This window comes from Burkholderia sp. L27(2015), assembly GCF_009765705.1.
Classification (GTDB): domain Bacteria; phylum Pseudomonadota; class Gammaproteobacteria; order Burkholderiales; family Burkholderiaceae; genus LMUX01.
Window position 1 is genome coordinate 35,303 of record NZ_LMUX01000027.1, and the last position, 18,929, is coordinate 54,231.

The window sequence follows — 18,929 nt, forward strand, 5'->3', positions numbered from 1 at the left end:
GGTTGACAACATTCCCGAGTTCATCAAGCAGGTCAAGGACAAGAACTCGGGCGTCAAGCTCATGGGCTTCGGTCACCGCGTGTACAAGAATTACGACCCGCGTGCCAAGCTGATGCGCGAAACGTGCCACGAAGTGCTGGACGAACTGGGGCTGCACGACGACCCGTTGTTCAAGCTGGCGATGCAACTGGAAAAAATCGCGCTCGAAGACGAATACTTCGTGTCGCGCAAGCTTTACCCGAACGTGGACTTCTATTCCGGCATCGTGCAGCGCGCATTGGGCATTCCGACGCCGATGTTCACCTGCATCTTCGCGATGGCACGTACGGTGGGCTGGATCGCGCAGTGGAACGAGATGATTTCGGAAACAGACCAGAAGATTGGTCGGCCGCGTCAGCTCTTTGTCGGCCCGCTGCGGCGCAATACGGACGACTAATCCTCCCCCCTTGGCCGGGTGCTCACGCTGTCCAGCAACTGCAGTGCGCCCTCGACCGCGAGGCGCATTTTCGCCGGGTCCCAATACACGCGCGCCATCACGAAGCCACCTTCGATAACGGCGACCAAAGCCGCGGCGATTGCCGCCGGATCAAGCTTGCCCGCCAACGTCCCGTCCTGCTGTGCAGCCTTGAGGCATGCCTGCAGATGGGTGGCGATATGCTCCAGGAACGCCACGATCGGCAGACGGAATGCCTCCGATTCAATCGCGCTTTCGTTGGCGAGTCGCGCTAGCCGACAACCACGCAATGCGGAGCGCTCGCGCCGCAGATAGCCGCGTATGCGTTGCAGCGGCGGTAAGGCCCCAAGAAAAATCTCATCCAGCGCTTGCATTTCTTCGGCTGCAATCTCTTCGAGCGCGGCCAACGCCAGCGCTTGCTTGCCGGTGAAGTGGTGATATAACGCGCCATGACCGGCGCCGCTGCGATCCAACACATCGCGCGGGCTCATGGCCTCGTAACCGCGTTCCCATAGCAGCTGCTTGGCCGCGCCAAGCAGCGCGGCGCGTTTGCTGGACGGCTCGCGTGACGGCTTCTTGGGCCGCTTATTTACCCCCCCGCTCGGCGCCTTGTTCAACTTGCTTCGGCTTTGCGCGTCAGGTGGGCGGGCGGGTTTTCGACATATTGAGCCAGCCCATTCCCGAACGACCAGTCGTCCAGTCCCGCCTCTACCAGGCTGACAAAAACGTCCTCAGGGCGAATCTGCAAATCCTGTTGAAGGTTCTCCGCGATCGCTTTAAAAAGCGCCTGCTTGATCGCGACGGTGCGACCCCGCGAAAGAAAAATCTGCACGATCACGATGCCATCGGTGCGCTCCACGCCGAGAAAACTCGGGTCGTAGACCAGATCTTCGCCATGACTGGAAAGGACCTGGAAAAGATCCTGCGCGGGCACGCCCACTGACATCAACGCCCGGTGGACGGCGGCGCCGGCGCTGCGACGAAACGCTTGCGGACGGTCTTGCTTGAAGGACATACGTACTAGCGGCATAACGAACTCCTATAAGAACGCGGGCTGGTTAGATACATACTAGTAGGTATGTATCAAAAAAGCCATCCCATTTTTTTCGTGCTTTCTTCGCGCCGTTTTCTCATGCGGCGCTTCTGGCACCCCAGCGCCCGGGTGCTATCCACCCGCTACCCACCTGAAACCGCGCTACAGCGAACACCTACACGCGCGTTGCACCATCCTTGGTGATATTCTTTTCCGAGTAGCCTCTGCTGCCGCGACGGCCTGCTCGACCCAGGGGGCAATCCATTTCGCGCCTTATGCGCGCCCTATTCGCTGCATAATGTCGCCGCGCTGAAACCTGACGGAGAGATACGTGAAAGTTGCTTTGTTTGTCCCCTGTTTTATCGACGCGTTTTACCCCGAAGTTGCGGTGGCGACGCTCGAACTGTTGGAACGGCTGGGATGCGAGGTCGACTATCCGCGCGAGCAGACTTGCTGCGGACAGCCGATGGCCAATAGTGGCGCGCAGGCGGATGCCGTCGGCGCGGAAAAAGTCTTTATCCGCAATTTCGCCGGCTACGACTATATCGTCGGCCCTTCGGCGAGTTGCGTGTACCACATTCGCGATCATCTGACGGCCATCGAGCAGACCCCGGAAGTGCAGGCGGTGCGCAAAAACACTTACGACCTGACCGAATTCCTGCACGACGTACTCAAGGTGACGGACTTCCCCTGGGCCGAATTTCCGCATCCGGTGGGTTTGCACAATAGCTGCAGCGCATTGCGTCATCTGCATCAGGCGTCGATCTCCGAAGTCAAGAGCACGCCCTTCTCCAAGCCGCTCGCCTTGCTGAGCGCAGTCAAAGGTATCTCTTTCGTGAAGCCCGAACGCCCCGACGAGTGCTGCGGTTTCGGCGGCACCTTTTCGGTCTCGGAAGAGGCGGTGTCGGTGCGCATGGGGCAGGACAAGGTGCGTGACCATCAGCAGGCCGGCGCACAGTATGTCGTCTCGGGCGACATGTCGTGCCTGATGCACCAACGCGGATGTGCGCAGCGCATGGGTGTCGATGTACGCTTTATCCACTTGGCGCAGATCCTTAACGGAGCGCACGAATGAGCACCCAACCCCCGACCAAATCGAGTGGCGCCAAGCGGATCGATCATGCGAAGCGTGCTGCGTCGTTTATCGCCCAACCGGATCACGTCGCGTTCCATGATCGCCGCTTGTGGGACATCCGCAAGAAGCGCGATGCCCAAGGCGAGGCGATCCCCGAATGGGAAACCCTGCGCACGCTTGCGTCGCAGATCAAGGAACACACGCTATCGAACCTGTCCGACTATCTCGCACAATTTTCGCAGCGCGCCGAAGCCAACGGCGTGACGGTGCACTGGGCGGCTGATGCCGAAGAACACAACCAGATCGTGCATCAGCTGCTGTCATCGCGGGGTATCGAAAAGCTGGTCAAGAGCAAGTCGATGTTGACCGACGAATGTGCGATGCGCGAATACCTCGAGCCGCGCGGTATCGAAGTGATGGAAACCGACCTGGGCGAGCGGATTCAGCAGCTCGACCATCAGGATCCGAGCCACATGGTGATGCCGGCCGTTCACAAATTGCGCACCGATGTGGCCGAATTGTTCGGCCGCACACTGGGCACCGATCCCACCAATAGCGACGTGCACTATCTGGCGGAAAGCCAGCGTCAACATACGCGTCCGTATTTCATCGCGGAAAAAACCGCGGGCATGACGGGCTGTAACTTCGCGGTCGCCGAAACCGGTTCGGTGGTGGTTTGCACCAATGAGGGCAACGCCGACCTTTCAGGCAATGTGCCGCCGATTCATATTGCCTCGATCGGTATCGAGAAACTGATCCCGCGCATTGCCGATCTCGGCGTGTTTATCCGCTTGTTATCGCGCAGTGCGCTAGGCTCGCCTATCACCCAGTACACCTCGCATTTTCGCGCGCCGCGACCGGGCACCGAGATGCACTACATCCTCGTCGACAATGGCCGCGTCGAACGTCTCGCGATGGAAGACTTCTGGTATTCGCTGAAATGCATACGCTGCGGCGCTTGCATGAACACCTGTCCGGTGTATCGGCGCAGCGGCGGCTTGTCGTACGGCAGCACTTACTCGGGGCCGATCGGCGCGATCATCAACCCCACCTACGATCTCAAGAAGTTCAGCGCGCTGCCGTTTGCCTCGACGCTCAACGGCAGTTGCACCAACGTGTGCCCGGTGAGAATCAATATTCACGAGCAGATCTATAAATGGCGCTCGGTGATTGCGGCGCACCACGAACTTCCATTTGTCAAAACCGAAGCGCTGAAGATGGCGGGCAAGCTGCTGGCAAGCCCCAAGCTTTATCGCGCGACAGTCAAATCGATGGGCGTGGCACTGGAAAAGCTGCCGAACTTCGTGTTGTACAACCCGCTGAACATCTGGGGCTTGAACCGCGACTTGCCCGATGCGCCGAAGGCGACGTTCCACGACTGGTATAAGAAGAACCGTAAGCCCAAGGGGGACGCGTCATGACGCTGCCTACTCAAACCGATCCGGCGCAGCCGGCCGAGGCGGGAGCGGCACAACCCGCCGCCTATCCTGACGCGCGACCCGCCGCCTATCCCGACCCGCGACCCGCCGCACAACCCGATGCCCGTGCAGCTCATCCGCGCTTGCCGAGCGCAAGCGTCGCCGCGCGCGACGCATTCCTGGCGCGGGTACGCGCCGCGCAACCGCCCGCACGACAGCGGCCCGTGGTCCCCGATTTCGAGCCCGTGACGCATAACGCCACCGAGCGCATTGCTCACTTCACGCAGGCGCTCGATGGCATGGGCGGCAAATGCGTCGACCTGACCGCGCCGGGTGCGCCCGACGCGTTGGACATCATCCGCGCTCGATTCGGCGATCTGCCGATTTGCTCGGCCACGGCCGAGGTGCAAGGCGATCGTCCATTGGATGCGAGCATGTCGCCCGCTTCGATGCACGACGTCGAAGTGGCGGTCGTGAGAGCGCGTTTCGGCGTGGCAGAAACGGGATCGGTATGGTTCAGCGAAGCCGAATACGTGGTGAATTCGATCGGCTACCTGGCGCAGCATCTGGTGATCCTGTTGGATCCCGATGAAATCGTGCCGGGCGTCCAGGATGCGTATCGGCGCCCGGATTTTGCGCAGGCTCGCTACGCGGTGTTGGTCACGGGACCATCAGCCACGGCCGACATCGAGGGCATCCTGATACGCGGCGCGCAAGGCGTGCGCTCGCTCACGGTGTTGTTCAAGAAAGCTTAATCGCTTGCGCTGGCGCTGGGCTTTCTGACCAGTTGCTTTTCGAAGGCCTCGTCGAGCTTGCTGACCTTGCGCGGTTTCGGCGGCCCATAGCCGTCGACGAATTTGACGAATGCGTCGAGCGGCAACGGGTCACACAATTTTTGCGTGCCGCCGCCCTCGCTGCGCAAGCCAAGGTGAAACAAACCGCCGCTGAGTATCATCGCGTAGCCAGGGTTCGCGCTACGCGATTTAAGCCGTTCTACTGCCGCCACTGCGCGCGTCGATCTCATGCCTGTACTCCATACAAGTCGAAACTGCCCAACTTGCGGTGGGCGCAATTCGCTACTTTAACCGCTTTGTGTGAGCCGCTGCGGCGACATCAATTTGTCTCGCATGTAACGAGCGCTTACGCGGCCTTTCCCAAGTTCGCCCGCAGCGGTCATGCGCGCGGGTCTTGCACCGCGAGTGGTGCTATACAGCGCGGCTATTGGTGTGCCGCGCGCACTCAAATAATGGCGCGATCGGCCTTGGCGCGGAAGTGCACGGTCGGATAAGCCGAATCACTTAATTACATTTCGAAACCGGTAGCTGCAGGTGGCCTCGCTATAGTCGTTTCACATGATCAACAAGGAGTTAGAGATGAAACGACTGCTGTTACTGATGACCGCTGCAATCTTGCTCGGTGCGGGCCTGAGCGGCTGCATCGTGGTACCCGAAGGCCATTTGCACCACGACTACTATCGTTATTGATCATCGCCGCTGAGCGACGTCGGCAAGTATGCCGACGTCCGCTTTATCGCAAACCTTATATTCTGCTGTCCCCCAATCCGGGTTTTGCGTTATAAACGCATCTAAACCGATTTGCGAGGCGACGATGAAGCGGATTATGACGGTCTTGGCCGTGATGTTATTGGCTGGATGCAGTTCCGGCCCGACTTTGTTTACTTCCGATGGGCGCCCTACTCAAAGCGTTCAATGCGGCAATCAAGACTCCTGGCAGGATTGTTTTGCACAGGCTCGCGCGCAATGCCACGACGGCGCCTATGACATCGTTTCGCGCAGCAATGACAACGCGGCGCGCAGCCTGCTGATTGCCTGCCGCTGATTTAGGTAGGTAACTAAGTTAGCTAACTTAGTGAGCTAACTTCGTAGCTCACTGCGCTCGCTAACTTGTCTGCCCGGCGTGCTGCAACATCGACGCGTCGACTGGTCGAATGGTCGACTCGTCGGCTCATCTCCCATTACATGTTCGATCGATGTCTTTGACTTCCACGCGTTACGCTTTTGCCTCTCACTTTGCCACTCAGTCGGAAATCCAGCACTCGGCGCGTTATTTGATTGGCGTCGATGGAGGGGGCACCGGTTGTCGAGTCGTGTTGGCCGACCGGCATGGTGCGATTCTGGCGAGAGCCCAGGGCGCGGCCGCGACGCTCGCATTGGGACCGGTTCGAGCGTGGGCGGCGATCGAAGCCGCGTGCAACCTTGCGTTCAGGCAAGCGGGCCTCGTTATGCCCGGCTCGGTAACCTCGGAGAGCGCCGTGTCTGACTTGGCCATCGACGCGAGATCCGATTTTGCAGTCGACTCGGCAACCGTCTCCAAGACTCACTCGGCGACCCAGTCGGCAACCGAAGCGTCGACTCTTGAAGCGTCGACGCTTTCGTCGCCGGACTCATTCGACGCCTCCGCCTGTGTGATGGCGTGCGGTCTGGCCGGAGTCAATCATCCGCAGTGGCGCGCCGAGTTCATCGAACGTGCCCCCGCGCTGGCAGCCCTGACGATCGATAGCGATGCTTATACGACCGTACTGGGCGCACACGGCGGCGCGCCCGGCGTGGTGGTCGCGCTCGGAACCGGCAGCATAGGCGCAGTGCTCGAACGTGACGGCACCTATCGCACGGTCGGTGGTTATGGATTTCCCGCCAGTGACGAAGGCAGCGGCGCTTGGCTAGGACTGCGCGCCATGCAATACGCGCAGTACGCATTAGACGGGAGGGCCGCGCGCGACGCCTTTGCGCAAGCGCTTTTCAAAAGCACTGGCATCGATGGGCACGAAAGCCTCATCGAATGGCTGGCCGCCGCTCGGCAAGCCGACTATGCAAGACTGGCGCCGGTGGTGCTCGATTACCGGGACCACGCCTTCGTCGTGCAATGTCTGCTCAAAGCCGGTGAGGAGATCGGATTGATGATCGCGGCGCTCGATCCACATGACGCGATGCCGCTGGTGCTGGCCGGTGGTCTTGCGCCCGCGTTGCAGGACTGGGTGCCCGGCCAATATAAAAGCCGCTTGCGTGCGCCCCAAGGCGACTCCGCAAGCGGCGCACTGCTATTGGCCCATCGTTACGTTCAGTCGCGGTAGCCGCGATTGTCGTGATGGAAATCGCGGCCACCGTGGCCATTGCCCGGGCGATAGCCGTGATCCCAGCCACGATGATCCCAATTGCGATTGCCATAACCGTGATATCCGCCGTAGCCGTAATAGACCGGTACGACAGCGGGTGCAACGTACACGGGCTGCGGCGCGGCGTAGGCGGGTTGCCAGCCGCCCACACCCAAGCCAACGCTGATGGAGGTATGTGCCTGAGCGACGCCACATGCTGCTGCCATCAAAGCTGATGCAACCACCCATTTTCCGATCGTCTTCATGATGCTCTCCTGCTCGAAGGGGCCCGCGAATGCGATGCCATGACTTCAATGTATGCTCCGTCGCGACCGTGTGTTGGACTCACGTGTAACGGAGTGCAAGGCCAAAAGGCGCCGATCTAGTGGCTGACGGGATACCTGCGGGAGCGGATGTCGCGCGTACCTGGAAACGAGGCGGAGGTCCGCTGGGCTTGGCGCAACGTGGGGTGGGGCAGAGATTGCGCAGCTAAACGCACGAAGCTGGCGCGCCCCGCATAAAGCCCGCATGCGGTACACGCCAAGTAATATCGTCTTACATCAATGATAAACAGGGTTACTAATTCGCCCCTGGGCAGGTGGTCGGTTGTTGATTGAGGCCTTCCTGATCCACCGAAAAACTGACTGTCGCGCCTTGGGGCGTGCGCGCGATTTTCACGACATAGATCCGATCGAAATCGTCGGAAGGCCATTTGGGGACCACGCGCGGATCGCCGCCGAACGCTTGCAATTCGTTCCGAGCGAAACGTTCGGCATAGGTATGCTCCCAGGCGATCACGATCTTTGCATTGCGATAAACCGGTTGCTCGAGTGTCTGGCGCAATTTGTCGATATCCAGATATCCGAAGGGCGTATAGACGGGCATGCCGAACTGGATTGCAGCGGGCTCGATCGTCGCCAGCGGCCGGACGTAGTTGTAGGTTTGTCCGCGATCGGACTTAAGCTCGCCCGGATTGGAAGCGAAGATGAAATCGGGGCGACCGAATTTGGACATCAATACCGCCGGCAATGCCAACGCGCGGTTCAAACCCTGGCAATCGAGCTGACCGAGTCCGGCATCGGGTTTTTCGCCATGCCGAATCAGAATCAGCGTTTGCTCCGAATTCTGCGCGGCGGCCACGTCGCTGACGGTGGCCGGGTCACTCGCTGCGCTTGCCGGCTTGGTGCCAATGGCGAGGATTGCAGCCGCAAAATACGCAAGGAATCGAAGGGCGAGCGAGCACGGTGAGTACTTATTTTTGATCATTAGAGACATTAAATTGGGGCCAAGAGACAAAAATTAAACTTTTATGAGAGAGCCCAGTCGAATCGGCTAAAGCAAGATTCTGCTCGGAAAGTGCAATAAATGCGCTCTGTGACATTTTTGCGAAGACGGGCGGAAAATTTGATGAAACGCAATTTCTGGCCAATAAACGGCGCAATTGCCGGCTAGTAGCCCGAAATAATGAGAAAAATGTCCTATCTTGGGTAGGTAATGCTACTCGGTTGATTTGCTTTCCACCCCTCAAGTTTTGCCATTTGAGGTCGTTAGAGTAGGTTCCATCAGCATGTCGGCACAAAATTAAGCCGATGATGCGTCTTGTCAGAAAAACTCCTACATCTTTTACGGAATATCCCTTCTGTTGTATTGGGGGCTTTCTCCTATTTCCAGAATATTAGCGTTTCCCCACAATCGGCGCTAAGTCAGCTTGGCATCAAGGTTCTGGCCTTAGCCAATGCGGCGGTACTTAAAGTGAGGGAAACATGGGTTCAAGTGGCGATACGCTCAGCGAGATCAAGGAGGTCAATCTGTCCTACCTGTTGCTGGCGCAACGCTTGGTGCGGGAAGACAAAGCGACCGGCATGTTCCGGTTGGGTATCTCGGAGCAACTAGCCGACGTGCTCTCCAGTATGACCTTGGCGCAAACAGTCAAATTGGCGGCCGCAAGCCAGTTATTGTGCCGCTTCCGTTTCGATGATCACGCAATACTCTCGACGCTAATCCACAGCAGTAAAAATGCCGCAGCGACTCAGTCGCACGTTGCGATCCTGCTGGCCGGGCAGTCCGTCGAGCAGATCGGCTAAAGCGTGGGGCGCGACCCAACAACGCTTGGCCGGCAACCCCTCCCTGCTGTATGCATTATTTGTAGGAAATAAGATTATGGCTGGCAAAAGCGTAGTGCGCGAAGCCAAGGAAATCACCTTGGCCATCGAGTTGATCGAATTGGGTGCGCGCCTGCAATTGCTCGAAGCTGAAACCAGCCTGAGCCGCGACCGTCTGATCAAGCTCTATAAGGAGCTCAAAGGCGTCTCACCTCCCAAAGGCATGCTGCCTTTTTCGACGGACTGGTTTACCACCTGGCTGCCGAACATCCATTCTTCGCTGTTCTATAGCACCTATCGCTTCATGGTCGACGAGGGCCGTTGCGATTCGATCACTGCGGTGGTCAAAGCCTATCGCCTTTACCTTGAGCAGATGGAATTGCAAGACCGGGAACCGGTGCTGGGGCTCACGCGCGCGTGGACCTTGGTGCGCTTCTTCGATAGCGGGATGCTGCAGATGACAGCGTGCTGCCGTTGCCACGGCCATTTCATCGCCCACGCTCATGATCCGCAGCAGCATGTGGTGTGCGGCTTGTGCCAGCCGCCGTCACGTGCCGGTAAAACTCGCAAGGCCGCTTCCGACAAGATGCTGGCGCTGGCTGAAGAAGCGGAAGAGGCAGGAGAAATGGCAGCATGAAGGGGCTAAAAGCGGGCTGTAAAGCGGGCAGCAAGCGGGCTGCAAAGTAGGCCGTAAAATCGGGCCGCATGAGGGCGAAGCGAGTGCAGCCCACGCCATTTCTGACGATTTCAGCACTTCTTTCCCGATCTTTCCTGGCGCATGCGTGTATTTGACTCGGGCCAAGCTGCATCAAGACTGTGCTCAGCCTTTTCTGGCGGGGCTTCTGGCTAGATACCCCACCTCAGCAATACTTTTTCGTTACCCTTCAGTTCCGGCCGTACGTTGCCGTAATACTGAAACATGCGGATGTTTTTTTATTCATTTTTTCAGTAACTGCAAGAGGACACGGTAGTGCTCGTCTTTATTGGATACCTGGTCGTGCTAGCGTCGGTCTTCGGTGGCTATGCCCTTGAGGGCGGCCACGTGGGTGCACTGGTTCAGCCGGTCGAAGTGCTGATGATCGTCGGCGCTGGTCTTGGCGCTTTTCTCGTTGGCAACAATATCAAAGTCATCCGGGCGACCCTGAAGGTATTGCCCACCTTGTTGCGTGGCTCGCGTTACAGCAAGAGCGCCTATATGGAACTGATGGCGTTGCTCTACATCATGCTGGCCAAGGCACGCAAGGACGGCATGATGTCGCTCGAATCGGATGTCGACATGCCGGAGCAAAGCCCACTGTTCCAGCAATACCCGAAGATCGTCGCCGACCACCACGTGCTGGATTTCCTGACCGACTATTTCCGCTTGATGGTGAGCGGCAACATGAACGCGTTCGAAATCGAAAACCTGATGGACGAAGAAATCGAAACGCATCATAGCGAAGGCGAAATTCCGGTCCATAGCTTGCAGAAGGTCGGCGATGCGATGCCGGCATTCGGCATCGTGGCCGCCGTGATGGGCGTCGTGCACACGATGGCTTCGGCCGGCCTGCCGCCTTCGGAGCTGGGCGCATTGATCGCTCAGGCGCTGGTCGGCACCTTCCTCGGGATTTTATTGTCGTACGGGTTCATTTCGCCGCTGGCCTCGTTGATCGAGCAGCGCGTGGCCGAATCGACCAAGATGCTGCAGTGTATCAAGGTGACCATACTCGCCAACCTGAATGGTTACGCGCCGGCTTTGTCGGTCGAGTTCGGTCGCAAGGTGCTGTTTTCAACCGAACGGCCGTCGTTCGCCGAGCTCGAAGAGCACGTCAACCAGGTCAAGAGCCAGGGCCGCTAAGCGGACCCGAGTTTTTTTCCTGAATAGTTATCGACCATGTCCAAGCGCGACGAACGCCCCATCATCATCAAGCGCGGTGCGCCGCCCCGCCATCAGCACCACGGCGGCGCGTGGAAGCTCGCTTATGCGGACTTCATGACCGCGATGATGGCGTTTTTCCTGTTGTTATGGCTGCTCGGATCGGTGAATACTTCCGAGCTTTCGGGAATTGCCGATTACTTCAAGATGCCGCTGCGCACGGCGTTGCTGGGCGGGAAGAAAAAGAGTGAAGGCGCCAGCGTGATCTTGGCCGGCGGCTTGGAGTTGATGAAACAGGATGGCGATACCAGCGATGCGGAGGGCAAGCAGATACCGCTGGACCAAGGTTCGAGCCCGATCAACGACAAAGTCGCGGGTGGCTCAGGCGGCTTCCAGGAAAAATTTGAATCCGCGCGCTTGCGCGATTTACAAATCAAGCTGGACAACGCGTTTGCCGCTACACCTCAACTGAAGCAGTTTCGTAACCAGGTCTTGATCGATATCACCCGCGACGGCCTGCGCATCCAGATCGTCGATTTGCAGAACCGGCCGATGTTTGCGAATGCGAGTGCAGTGGTCGAGCCTTACATGCAGGCGATCCTGCGGGAGATCGGGGCTGCGCTCAATGGCGTGCCGAACAAGATCGTCGTGTCGGGTCATACCGATGCCCATCCGTACTCGGGTGGGGAAAAGGGTTACAGCAACTGGGAGTTGTCGGCGGACCGGGCCAATGCTTCACGGCGCGAGCTGATTGCCGGCGGAATGGATGAAGCGAAGGTACTGCGCGTGGTTGGCTTGGCATCGATCGAGAACCTGAACAGCGATCCGTTCGATGCCACGAATCGACGCATCAGCATCATTGTGTTAAACAAGCGTGCCGAAGCCGCTTACTCACATGAGGCTTCGCAAACGACCGACATGCCGAATACGCCGGGGGCGGCGCTCGGGGCAATACAGCAGTTTGCCCCGTCGCCGGCGCGCTGAAGCAGTTCGCCATTTCAATAACAGTGACACGAGCACAAAGTCACGAAGTCACACTGGGGATAGCGACGCTATGACAAAAAACATCTTGGTGGTCGATGATTCGGCTTCCATGCGGCAGATTTTGGAGGTCACGCTCAGTGACGCAGGTTACGCGGTCACGATCGCGGCGGACGGGCGCGAAGCGCTGTCTCAGGCGCTGATTCGCAGCTTCGACCTCGTCTTGACGGATCAGAACATGCCAGGGCTTTCGGGGCTCGAATTGGTGCGCGCCTTGCGCGAACTCGAAACCTACCAGGAAACGCCGATCCTGATCCTGACCACCGAACATGGCGAAGATTTCAAGCACGAGGCTCGCGACTGCGGCGCGAACGGTTGGCTCAACAAGCCGTTCGATCCGCGCACGCTGACCGACATCGTTGCGTCGTTTGTCGAAATCGAAGGCGCGTGAGCACAAAAGCGTTAGCGGGCACGCAAGGCGAGCACAGGAAAAAGTAAAGCGGGTCGAGCAAGCATGCACCAGATTCACGGTTCATTGCTCGACCCCCAGCGCAACGATCAGCCCACATGGGTATATGGCATGACACTCGACATTACACAGTTCTATCAGACGTTTTTTGACGAAGCCGACGAATTGTTGGCCGAGATGGAGCGGCTGCTGCTTGGACTCGATGTTGCGCACCCCGAATCCGAGGATTTGAACGCGATTTTCCGGGCCGCGCATTCGATCAAAGGGGGCGCCGCGACCTTTGGTTTTACGGCGCTCACCGATACCACCCACATCCTCGAGTCCTTGCTGGATCGCGCGCGTACGGGCGAGCTCACGCTGCGCACCGACATGGTCGATCTGTTCCTTGAGACCAAGGACGTGTTGCACGAGTTGTTGCAGGCCTTGCGCGCCAGCACCGATCCCGATCCCGACTTGGTCTCCTCGATGTGCGGACGTTTGCAGGCGCTAGCTGATGCTGAAAGCGGCAAATCGGCTGCACCTGCACCCGCACCGGCCGCGCCCAAGCCAGCCGCACCGGTGGCGGCTGCACCCGCACCCGCACCGGCCGTGGTGGATCCGAGCGAGCCGCCCGGGCATCTGGTCCAGCAACTTCAAGAATTGGCCGGCGTGCTGGGCAGCGATGCCGCCGGCGCCCATGCGGAAGGCGCCGAGGGCAAACCCTGCCTGAAAGTCAAATTCACCGGCGTGAGTGAGCGCGACCGCGACCTGCTGGTGGAGGAGGTCGGCAACCTCGGGAAAATTCTGGATCGCAGCGAGCAAGGCAAGGTATTCACGCTGTGGCTGGAAACGGATTGCGATCCGGACGACATCATGGCCGTTTGTTGCTTCGTGATCGATGGCGACCAGATCGATGTGAGCCGCGGCATATACACGCCGCAGGAGATCGCCGAAGCCGAACTTTCGGCGCAAGTGCAGAAAGTCGACAGCGGCGCGGCCCCAGCGACTGCACCTGCTGCGGCGTCCGCATCCAATCCGGCGTCGACCCCTGCTGCGTCCCCCGCGAGCGCCGCACCTGTAGCTGCGCCACCGGTCGAGGCCGCCCCGGCGCCGAGCGCGGCATTAAGCGTTGTACCGGCGCCCGCGAACCCGGAAGCCGCGGCCAAAGCACCGGCGGCAAGCGGTGCCGCAGCTGCCGCGCCACGCGCGGTTGCCAGCGAGAACAGCTCGATTCGGGTGGGCGTAGAAAAAGTCGACCAGTTGATCAACCTGGTCGGCGAGTTGGTGATCACCCAGGCGATGCTCGCGCAGACCGCGACGGCGTTCGACCCGGTTCTGCACGAGCGCCTTTTCAACGGCCTGGGGCAGCTCCAGCGCAATGCGCACGATTTGCAGGAAGCGGTGATGTCGATCCGCATGATGCCGATGGATTACGTGTTCAGCCGCTTTCCGCGTCTGGTGCGCGATTTGGCCAGCAAGCTCGGCAAGGAAATCGAACTGGTCACGTTCGGTCAAGCGACCGAGCTCGACAAGAGCTTGATCGAGCGCATCATCGATCCGCTCACGCACTTGGTGCGCAACAGTCTCGATCACGGCATCGAGACTCCGGACGTGCGCGTGGCCGCGGGCAAGGATGCGGTCGGCCAATTGATCCTGTCGGCCGAACATCAGGGCGGCAATATCGTCATCGAAGTCAGCGATGACGGTGCCGGCTTGCGCCGCGACAAGATTCTCGCCAAGGCCGCCAAACAAGGCCTGCCGTCCAGCGAATCGATGAGCGACGAGGACGTCTGGCAAATGATTTTCATGCCGGGCTTCTCGACCGCCGAAAAGGTCACCGATGTGTCGGGGCGTGGCGTCGGGATGGACGTCGTCAAACGTAATATCCAGGGCATGGGCGGCCATGTCGAAATCCAATCGAGAGCGGGGCAGGGCACGACCACACGCGTCGTGTTGCCGCTCACGCTGGCGATCCTCGACGGCATGTTGGTCAAGGTTGGCAGCGAAGTCTTTATCCTGCCGCTGAATTTCGTCATGGAGTCGCTGCAGCCGTCGATGGACGACATTTACCAAGTGGCGGGCGACGAGCGCGTGGTTCGCGTGCGCGGCGAATACCTGCCGCTGGTCGAATTGCACTCGTTCTTCCAGGTAGAGAATGCGCGCACCGACCCGACCCAGGGCATCGTCACCATCATGCAGGCCGAAGGCCGGCGTTTCGCCTTGCTGGTGGACGATTTGCTCGGTCAGCAGCAAGTGGTGTTGAAAAACCTGGAAACCAATTACCGCAAAGTGCGTGGCATCTCGGCGGCGACGATCCTGGGCGACGGCAGCGTGGCGCTGATTGTCGACGTGGCGACCTTGAACCGCAGCGCGCAGAGCATGCGGGACAAGCCTGCGGGCAAGCTGGCGGCGGCATAAAGACATGACGGCCACGAACCTAATGCTCACGAACGTGCAGGCTGCGGCGAAAGCCGCGATGTTCGACAACTAATTTCGATCAATCCAACCGATCAACCCAAAACAGCGCATCCGGAGATCACGATGTCTGAAAGTCAAGCAATGACCCGCAGCCGTCCTTCAAGCCAGGCGGAAGCCGCCGGCAGCGAATTCCTCGTCTTCACGTTGGGCGACGAAGAGTACGGCATCGATATTCTGAAAGTTCAGGAAATTCGCGGCTATGACACGGTGACGCGCATTGCCAATGCGCCCGATTTCATCAAGGGCGTGATCAATCTGCGCGGCATCATCGTGCCTATCGTCGATATGCGCATCAAGTTCCATTTGGGCCGCGTCGAGTACGACCACCAGACCGTGGTGATCATCCTGAATGTGGCGAGTCGCGTGGTCGGGATGGTGGTCGACGGCGTGTCCGACGTGCTGACCATGACTGACGATCAGATCAGGCCGGCGCCGGAATTCGGTGCGTCGATGACGACCGAATACCTGACCGGCCTGGGCACCGTCGACGGTCGCATGTTGATCTTGATGGACATCGAAAAATTAATGACCAGCGAAGAAATGGCGCTGATTGAATCGGTCGCCTAGCCAGCGCGATCGGTTCGGGCGCCACGGCAACCGAACAGCACTTAGGTTATGCGGTGACAGCGTTACCGCGAGAGGATGAGCATGGAAGTACGCGCACAGCGTCGGATCGATGATACTGCCCCGCAACACGCGGCCGCAGATCACGAGCGCGACTTCGATTTCACGGAATCCGATTTCACCCGGATCCGTGCGCTGATTTATCAACGTGCAGGGATCGCGCTGTCGGACCACAAGCGTGACATGGCGTATAGCCGTCTCGCGCGGCGCTTGCGCGCGTGCGGAAAATCGAGCTTCAGCGCCTATCTCGACGCGCTCGAACACGACAATGATCCAGCCGAGTGGGAGGCGTTCACCAATGCGCTGACCACCAACCTGACGTCGTTCTTTCGCGAAGCGCACCACTTCCCGTTGCTGGCCGAACATGTCGCGAAAGTACGCGAGCCGGTGACGGTCTGGTGCTCGGCCGCGTCGACCGGCGAGGAGCCGTATTCGATCGCGATGACGCTGATCGAAACGCTGGGGGCGCGCGCCTCGCAGTGCACGATCCTGGCGACGGATCTCGACACCCAGGTGCTGGCCAAGGCTGCGGCCGGGGTCTATACGGTGGACCAAGTCAAAGGCCTGACGCCCGAGCGGCTGCGCAAATTCTTCTTCAAGGGCACCGGCGCGCAAGCGGGCTTCGTCAAGGTTCGCCCCGAACTGCGCTCGATGATTACCTTTGCGCAGCTCAACCTCACGGATACGCAATGGCCGCTCGCGCAAAAGCACGGCCCGTTCGACGTGGTGTTTTGCCGCAACGTGATGATCTATTTCGACAAGCCGACACAGGGCCGGATTCTCGAACGCTGCGCGCCGTTGATGAAACCATCCGGCTTGTTGTTTGCGGGCCACTCCGAAAACTTCACGTATGTGACGCGGTTTTTCCGCTTGCGTGGCCAGACCGTCTACGAACTCGCGAACGATAGCAACCGGCGCGCGGATACGGGCACGGCTGGCGCGGGTGGAATGGCTGGAACGGGCGCCGCGGCCGGAATAACCGGAACCCGGAGCGCATCGTGAGCGGCCTGCCCGTTGCAAGCAACTTCTACGTCGATACGGTGTTTCATCGTAACGGTGTCAAGCTGTTGCCCAACGAGTTTTTTGTCACGACCGACGATCTGGTACTGTCGACGGTGTTGGGTTCGTGCGTGGCTGCGTGTATTCATGACCGCACGGCGGGCATAGGCGGGATGAATCATTTCATGCTGCCCGACGACGGCGATCCGAACCGTGGCGCGTCCGATGCAATCCGTTACGGCGCTTATGCGATGGAAGTGTTGCTCAATGAACTGCTCAAGGGGGGCGCCAAGCGCGAGCGCCTGGAGGCCAAGGTGTTCGGCGGAGGCGCGGTGCTGGCGGGCATGACGACCCTGAACATCGGCGACCGCAACGCGGAGTTCGTGCGGCGCTACCTGGCAACCGAGAAAGTGCGTATCACCGCTGAGGATTTGCAAGGTAGCCATCCGCGCAAGGTGGCCTTTTTGCCCGCGACCGGACAGGTCATGGTCAAGAAATTACGTTTGCAACAAGAGCTTATCAGTGCGAGCGAGGGTGCCTCGATTGTCCAGCGCGAACAAGCGCTGGCACGTCAGCTCAGCGAGCAGCGCACGCAGGGTGGCGGGGCGGTGGAGTTGTTCAGCACACGCAGTGCGTCGCCGTATAAAAAGCAGCCCGATCTCGCGGCCCGTCCGAGAGTCGAGCTTTTCACCAGCCCTAAAAGCTCGGCGGCAGCGCCGCAAGCAGGGCTGCATCGCATCAACCGAACCGTGGAGAAGGCTTGAGTCCTCAACCTAAAATCAAAGTGCTGTGCGTCGACGATTCGGCGTTGGTGCGCAGCTTGATGAGCGAGATCATCAATAGTCACGCGGACATGATGGTGTGCGCCACGGCTCCCGATCCGCTGGTCGCGCGCGATCTGATCAAGCTGCATAACCCCGACGTGCTGACGCTGGACGTTGAAATGCCGCGCATGGATGGGTTGGACTTCCTCGAGAAACTGATGCGCCTGCGGCCGATGCCGGTGGTCATGGTTTCGTCGTTGACCGAACGCGGTTCGGAAATTACGATGCGTGCGCTCGAACTGGGCGCGGTCGATTTTGTGACCAAGCCGCGAGTCGGCCTGCGCGACGGGATGCTCGATTATGCGGAACTGATCGCCGACAAAATTCGCGCCGCGGCGCACGCGCGCGTGCGGCAGCATCCGCACGCAGCCGCGCCGCATGCGGCGGGACGTACCGGAACCACAGGCGACGCGCCGTTGTTGCGCAATCCGCTCATAAGTACCGAGAAATTGATTATCATCGGGGCTTCCACGGGCGGGACCGAGGCGATTCGCGAGGTATTGCTGCCGCTGCCGCCCGATTGCCCAGCGGTGCTGATTGCCCAGCATATGCCGCCGGGCTTTACGCGTTCGTTTGCGCAGCGCCTCAATACTTTGTGTCGCATCACCGTGAAGGAAGCCGAGCACGGCGAACGGGTTTTGCCGGGACACGCGTATATTGCGCCTGGTGACGCACACTTGAAGTTGGCGCGCAGTGGTGCAAACTACGTCGCCGAACTCGATTATGGCGAGCCGGTGAATCGCCACCGTCCGTCGGTCGATGTGCTGTTCCATTCGGCGGCCCACTTCGCCGGTAAAAATGCGCTGGGCGTGATTTTGACCGGAATGGGCAAGGATGGTGCGGCGGGATTGCTCGAAATGCGCAAGGCCGGTGCGTACACGATAGCGCAGGACGAGGCGAGTTGCATCGTGTTCGGCATGCCGCGCGAAGCGATCGCGATGGGCGGTGCCGATGAAGTCACGGCACTCAGTGAAATTAGTACGCGCCTGTTGTCGCGCCTGGCTTCAATGGGCGATCGGGGACACCGCGTTTAAGCAAAACATCGGGTACGACGTTTCGGGCGGCCCGCACAAGCAATCGATTTTTGGAGTGGAAACGATGGACAAAGGCATGAAGATTCTGGTGGTGGACGATTTTCCGACCATGCGTCGGATCGTTCGCAACCTGCTCAAGGAGCTGGGCTACTCCAACGTGGACGAAGCTGAAGACGGCGCAGCCGGGCTGTTGAAATTGCGCGGCGGCAATTTCGATTTCGTCGTGTCCGACTGGAATATGCCGAACCTGGACGGTTTGGCGATGCTCAAGGAAATTCGCGCCGACGCGAACCTGTCGCATCTGCCGGTGCTGATGGTGACCGCCGAAGCCAAGAAGGAAAACATTATTGCGGCAGCGCAGGCCGGGGCCAACGGCTATGTGGTGAAGCCCTTCACCGCCGCTACGCTGGACGAAAAGCTCTCCAAGATTATCGACAAGATGGCAAAAGAGGGGACCTGATGTGAGCATCGAGCCAGACGTGAATCAAGCGG

Annotated in this window: 21 protein-coding genes; 16 read left to right on the forward strand and 5 right to left on the reverse strand. The window is 59.5% G+C overall.

The genetic code is table 11. The features are described 5' to 3' along the window. On the forward strand, positions 1–436 hold a 436-nt coding region (locus GSQ77_RS29730), incomplete at its 5' end, for a citrate/2-methylcitrate synthase (RefSeq protein ID WP_301951188.1). Here the strand turns inward: GSQ77_RS29730 and GSQ77_RS27895 are convergent. Beyond that, complete coding sequence (locus GSQ77_RS27895; RefSeq protein WP_158907219.1) at positions 433–1,071, reverse strand: TetR/AcrR family transcriptional regulator; 639 nt, start codon at positions 1,069–1,071, stop codon at positions 433–435. The genes GSQ77_RS29730 and GSQ77_RS27895 overlap by 4 nt on opposite strands. Further along, complete coding sequence (locus GSQ77_RS27900) at positions 1,068–1,484, reverse strand: tautomerase family protein (RefSeq protein WP_158907221.1); 417 nt, start codon at positions 1,482–1,484, stop codon at positions 1,068–1,070. Before GSQ77_RS27900 ends, GSQ77_RS27895 begins: the two co-directional genes overlap by 4 nt. 334 nt (positions 1,485–1,818) lie before the next feature. Between GSQ77_RS27900 and GSQ77_RS27905 the strand changes: the two genes are divergently transcribed. From GSQ77_RS27905 to GSQ77_RS27915, 3 genes are all read left to right on the forward strand, one after another. Beyond that, entirely contained in the window at positions 1,819–2,562 is a 744-nt protein-coding gene (locus GSQ77_RS27905) for a (Fe-S)-binding protein (RefSeq protein WP_158907223.1), read from the forward strand. Beyond that, positions 2,559–3,983: a lactate utilization protein B gene (locus GSQ77_RS27910; protein WP_158907225.1), complete on the forward strand. Its 1,425-nt coding sequence runs from the start codon at positions 2,559–2,561 to the stop codon at positions 3,981–3,983. The genes GSQ77_RS27905 and GSQ77_RS27910 overlap by 4 nt, the downstream gene beginning before the upstream one ends. 140 nt (positions 3,984–4,123) lie before the next feature. Next, a complete protein-coding gene (locus GSQ77_RS27915; RefSeq protein ID WP_254067878.1) occupies positions 4,124–4,735 on the forward strand; it encodes an LUD domain-containing protein in 612 nt (203 codons plus the stop codon). Here GSQ77_RS27915 and GSQ77_RS27920 read toward each other — a convergent pair. Next, positions 4,732–5,004, reverse strand: coding sequence for a hypothetical protein (locus GSQ77_RS27920; RefSeq protein ID WP_158907229.1), 273 nt, complete (start codon positions 5,002–5,004; stop codon positions 4,732–4,734). The two genes, GSQ77_RS27915 and GSQ77_RS27920, sit on opposite strands and share 4 nt — an antisense overlap. Before the next feature lie 966 nt (positions 5,005–5,970). Here GSQ77_RS27920 and GSQ77_RS27925 point away from each other — a divergent pair. After that, positions 5,971–7,071, forward strand: coding sequence for a BadF/BadG/BcrA/BcrD ATPase family protein (locus GSQ77_RS27925; protein ID WP_158907231.1), 1,101 nt, complete (start codon positions 5,971–5,973; stop codon positions 7,069–7,071). Here the strand turns inward: GSQ77_RS27925 and GSQ77_RS27930 are convergent. Together GSQ77_RS27930 and GSQ77_RS27935 are read right to left on the reverse strand one after the other, a co-directional pair. Beyond that, complete coding sequence (locus tag GSQ77_RS27930; RefSeq protein WP_158907233.1) at positions 7,059–7,358, reverse strand: hypothetical protein; 300 nt, start codon at positions 7,356–7,358, stop codon at positions 7,059–7,061. The two genes, GSQ77_RS27925 and GSQ77_RS27930, sit on opposite strands and share 13 nt — an antisense overlap. A 313-nt stretch (positions 7,359–7,671) precedes the next feature. After that, positions 7,672–8,367 (reverse strand): hypothetical protein, encoded by a 696-nt coding sequence (locus GSQ77_RS27935; protein ID WP_158907235.1) that lies wholly within the window; start codon positions 8,365–8,367, stop codon positions 7,672–7,674. A 488-nt stretch (positions 8,368–8,855) separates the two neighbouring features. Here GSQ77_RS27935 and flhD point away from each other — a divergent pair, with 488 nt between their 5' ends. The 11 genes from flhD (at position 8,856) to cheY (ending at position 18,897) form a co-directional block, all read left to right on the forward strand. Next, a complete protein-coding gene (gene flhD / locus GSQ77_RS27940; protein ID WP_158907237.1) occupies positions 8,856–9,176 on the forward strand; it encodes a flagellar transcriptional regulator FlhD in 321 nt (106 codons plus the stop codon). A gap of 76 nt (positions 9,177–9,252) precedes the next feature. Continuing rightward, a complete protein-coding gene (gene flhC, locus GSQ77_RS27945) occupies positions 9,253–9,831 on the forward strand; it encodes a flagellar transcriptional regulator FlhC (protein ID WP_158907239.1) in 579 nt (192 codons plus the stop codon). 333 nt (positions 9,832–10,164) lie between these two features. Beyond that, positions 10,165–11,031, forward strand: coding sequence for a flagellar motor stator protein MotA (motA, locus tag GSQ77_RS27950; RefSeq protein WP_158907241.1), 867 nt, complete (start codon positions 10,165–10,167; stop codon positions 11,029–11,031). A 36-nt stretch (positions 11,032–11,067) separates the two neighbouring features. Beyond that, on the forward strand, positions 11,068–12,033 hold the full coding sequence (motB, locus tag GSQ77_RS27955) for a flagellar motor protein MotB (protein ID WP_158907243.1): 966 nt from the start codon (positions 11,068–11,070) through the stop codon (positions 12,031–12,033). A gap of 70 nt (positions 12,034–12,103) precedes the next feature. Continuing rightward, complete coding sequence (locus GSQ77_RS27960) at positions 12,104–12,481, forward strand: response regulator (RefSeq protein ID WP_158907245.1); 378 nt, start codon at positions 12,104–12,106, stop codon at positions 12,479–12,481. Positions 12,482–12,610: 129 nt separating this feature from the next. Beyond that, positions 12,611–14,896, forward strand: coding sequence for a chemotaxis protein CheA (gene cheA / locus GSQ77_RS27965; protein ID WP_158907547.1), 2,286 nt, complete (start codon positions 12,611–12,613; stop codon positions 14,894–14,896). Positions 14,897–15,037: 141 nt separating this feature from the next. Beyond that, entirely contained in the window at positions 15,038–15,523 is a 486-nt protein-coding gene (gene cheW, locus GSQ77_RS27970) for a chemotaxis protein CheW (RefSeq protein WP_254067879.1), read from the forward strand. 75 nt (positions 15,524–15,598) lie between these two features. Further along, positions 15,599–16,582, forward strand: a complete 984-nt coding sequence (locus tag GSQ77_RS27975) for a CheR family methyltransferase (RefSeq protein WP_158907247.1) — start codon at positions 15,599–15,601, stop codon at positions 16,580–16,582. Then, positions 16,576–17,343 (forward strand): chemoreceptor glutamine deamidase CheD, encoded by a 768-nt coding sequence (gene cheD, locus GSQ77_RS27980; RefSeq protein WP_158907549.1) that lies wholly within the window; start codon positions 16,576–16,578, stop codon positions 17,341–17,343. The genes GSQ77_RS27975 and cheD overlap by 7 nt, the downstream gene beginning before the upstream one ends. Next, positions 17,340–18,437, forward strand: coding sequence for a chemotaxis response regulator protein-glutamate methylesterase (locus GSQ77_RS27985; protein WP_158907249.1), 1,098 nt, complete (start codon positions 17,340–17,342; stop codon positions 18,435–18,437). Before cheD ends, GSQ77_RS27985 begins: the two co-directional genes overlap by 4 nt. A 64-nt stretch (positions 18,438–18,501) precedes the next feature. Then, complete coding sequence (cheY, locus tag GSQ77_RS27990) at positions 18,502–18,897, forward strand: chemotaxis response regulator CheY (protein ID WP_158907251.1); 396 nt, start codon at positions 18,502–18,504, stop codon at positions 18,895–18,897. Positions 18,898–18,929 lie beyond the last annotated feature (32 nt).

What these genes read in the sequence shown, in the direction of transcription:
- flhD (WP_158907237.1), top strand. Translation starts at nt 8,856, where the DNA reads ATGGGTTCAAGTGGCGATACGCTCAGCGAGATCAAGGAGGTCAATCTG.
- GSQ77_RS27930 (WP_158907233.1), bottom strand. Translation starts at nt 7,358, where the DNA reads ATGAAGACGATCGGAAAATGGGTGGTTGCATCAGCTTTGATGGCAGCA.
- GSQ77_RS27920 (WP_158907229.1), bottom strand. Translation starts at nt 5,004, where the DNA reads ATGAGATCGACGCGCGCAGTGGCGGCAGTAGAACGGCTTAAATCGCGT.
- GSQ77_RS27935 (WP_158907235.1), bottom strand. Translation starts at nt 8,367, where the DNA reads ATGTCTCTAATGATCAAAAATAAGTACTCACCGTGCTCGCTCGCCCTT.
- cheA (WP_158907547.1), top strand. Translation starts at nt 12,611, where the DNA reads ATGACACTCGACATTACACAGTTCTATCAGACGTTTTTTGACGAAGCC.
- GSQ77_RS27960 (WP_158907245.1), top strand. Translation starts at nt 12,104, where the DNA reads ATGACAAAAAACATCTTGGTGGTCGATGATTCGGCTTCCATGCGGCAG.
- GSQ77_RS27910 (WP_158907225.1), top strand. Translation starts at nt 2,559, where the DNA reads ATGAGCACCCAACCCCCGACCAAATCGAGTGGCGCCAAGCGGATCGAT.
- GSQ77_RS27925 (WP_158907231.1), top strand. Translation starts at nt 5,971, where the DNA reads ATGTCTTTGACTTCCACGCGTTACGCTTTTGCCTCTCACTTTGCCACT.
- cheW (WP_254067879.1), top strand. Translation starts at nt 15,038, where the DNA reads ATGACCCGCAGCCGTCCTTCAAGCCAGGCGGAAGCCGCCGGCAGCGAA.
- GSQ77_RS27975 (WP_158907247.1), top strand. Translation starts at nt 15,599, where the DNA reads ATGAGCATGGAAGTACGCGCACAGCGTCGGATCGATGATACTGCCCCG.
- flhC (WP_158907239.1), top strand. Translation starts at nt 9,253, where the DNA reads ATGGCTGGCAAAAGCGTAGTGCGCGAAGCCAAGGAAATCACCTTGGCC.
- motB (WP_158907243.1), top strand. Translation starts at nt 11,068, where the DNA reads ATGTCCAAGCGCGACGAACGCCCCATCATCATCAAGCGCGGTGCGCCG.
- GSQ77_RS27900 (WP_158907221.1), bottom strand. Translation starts at nt 1,484, where the DNA reads ATGCCGCTAGTACGTATGTCCTTCAAGCAAGACCGTCCGCAAGCGTTT.
- cheY (WP_158907251.1), top strand. Translation starts at nt 18,502, where the DNA reads ATGGACAAAGGCATGAAGATTCTGGTGGTGGACGATTTTCCGACCATG.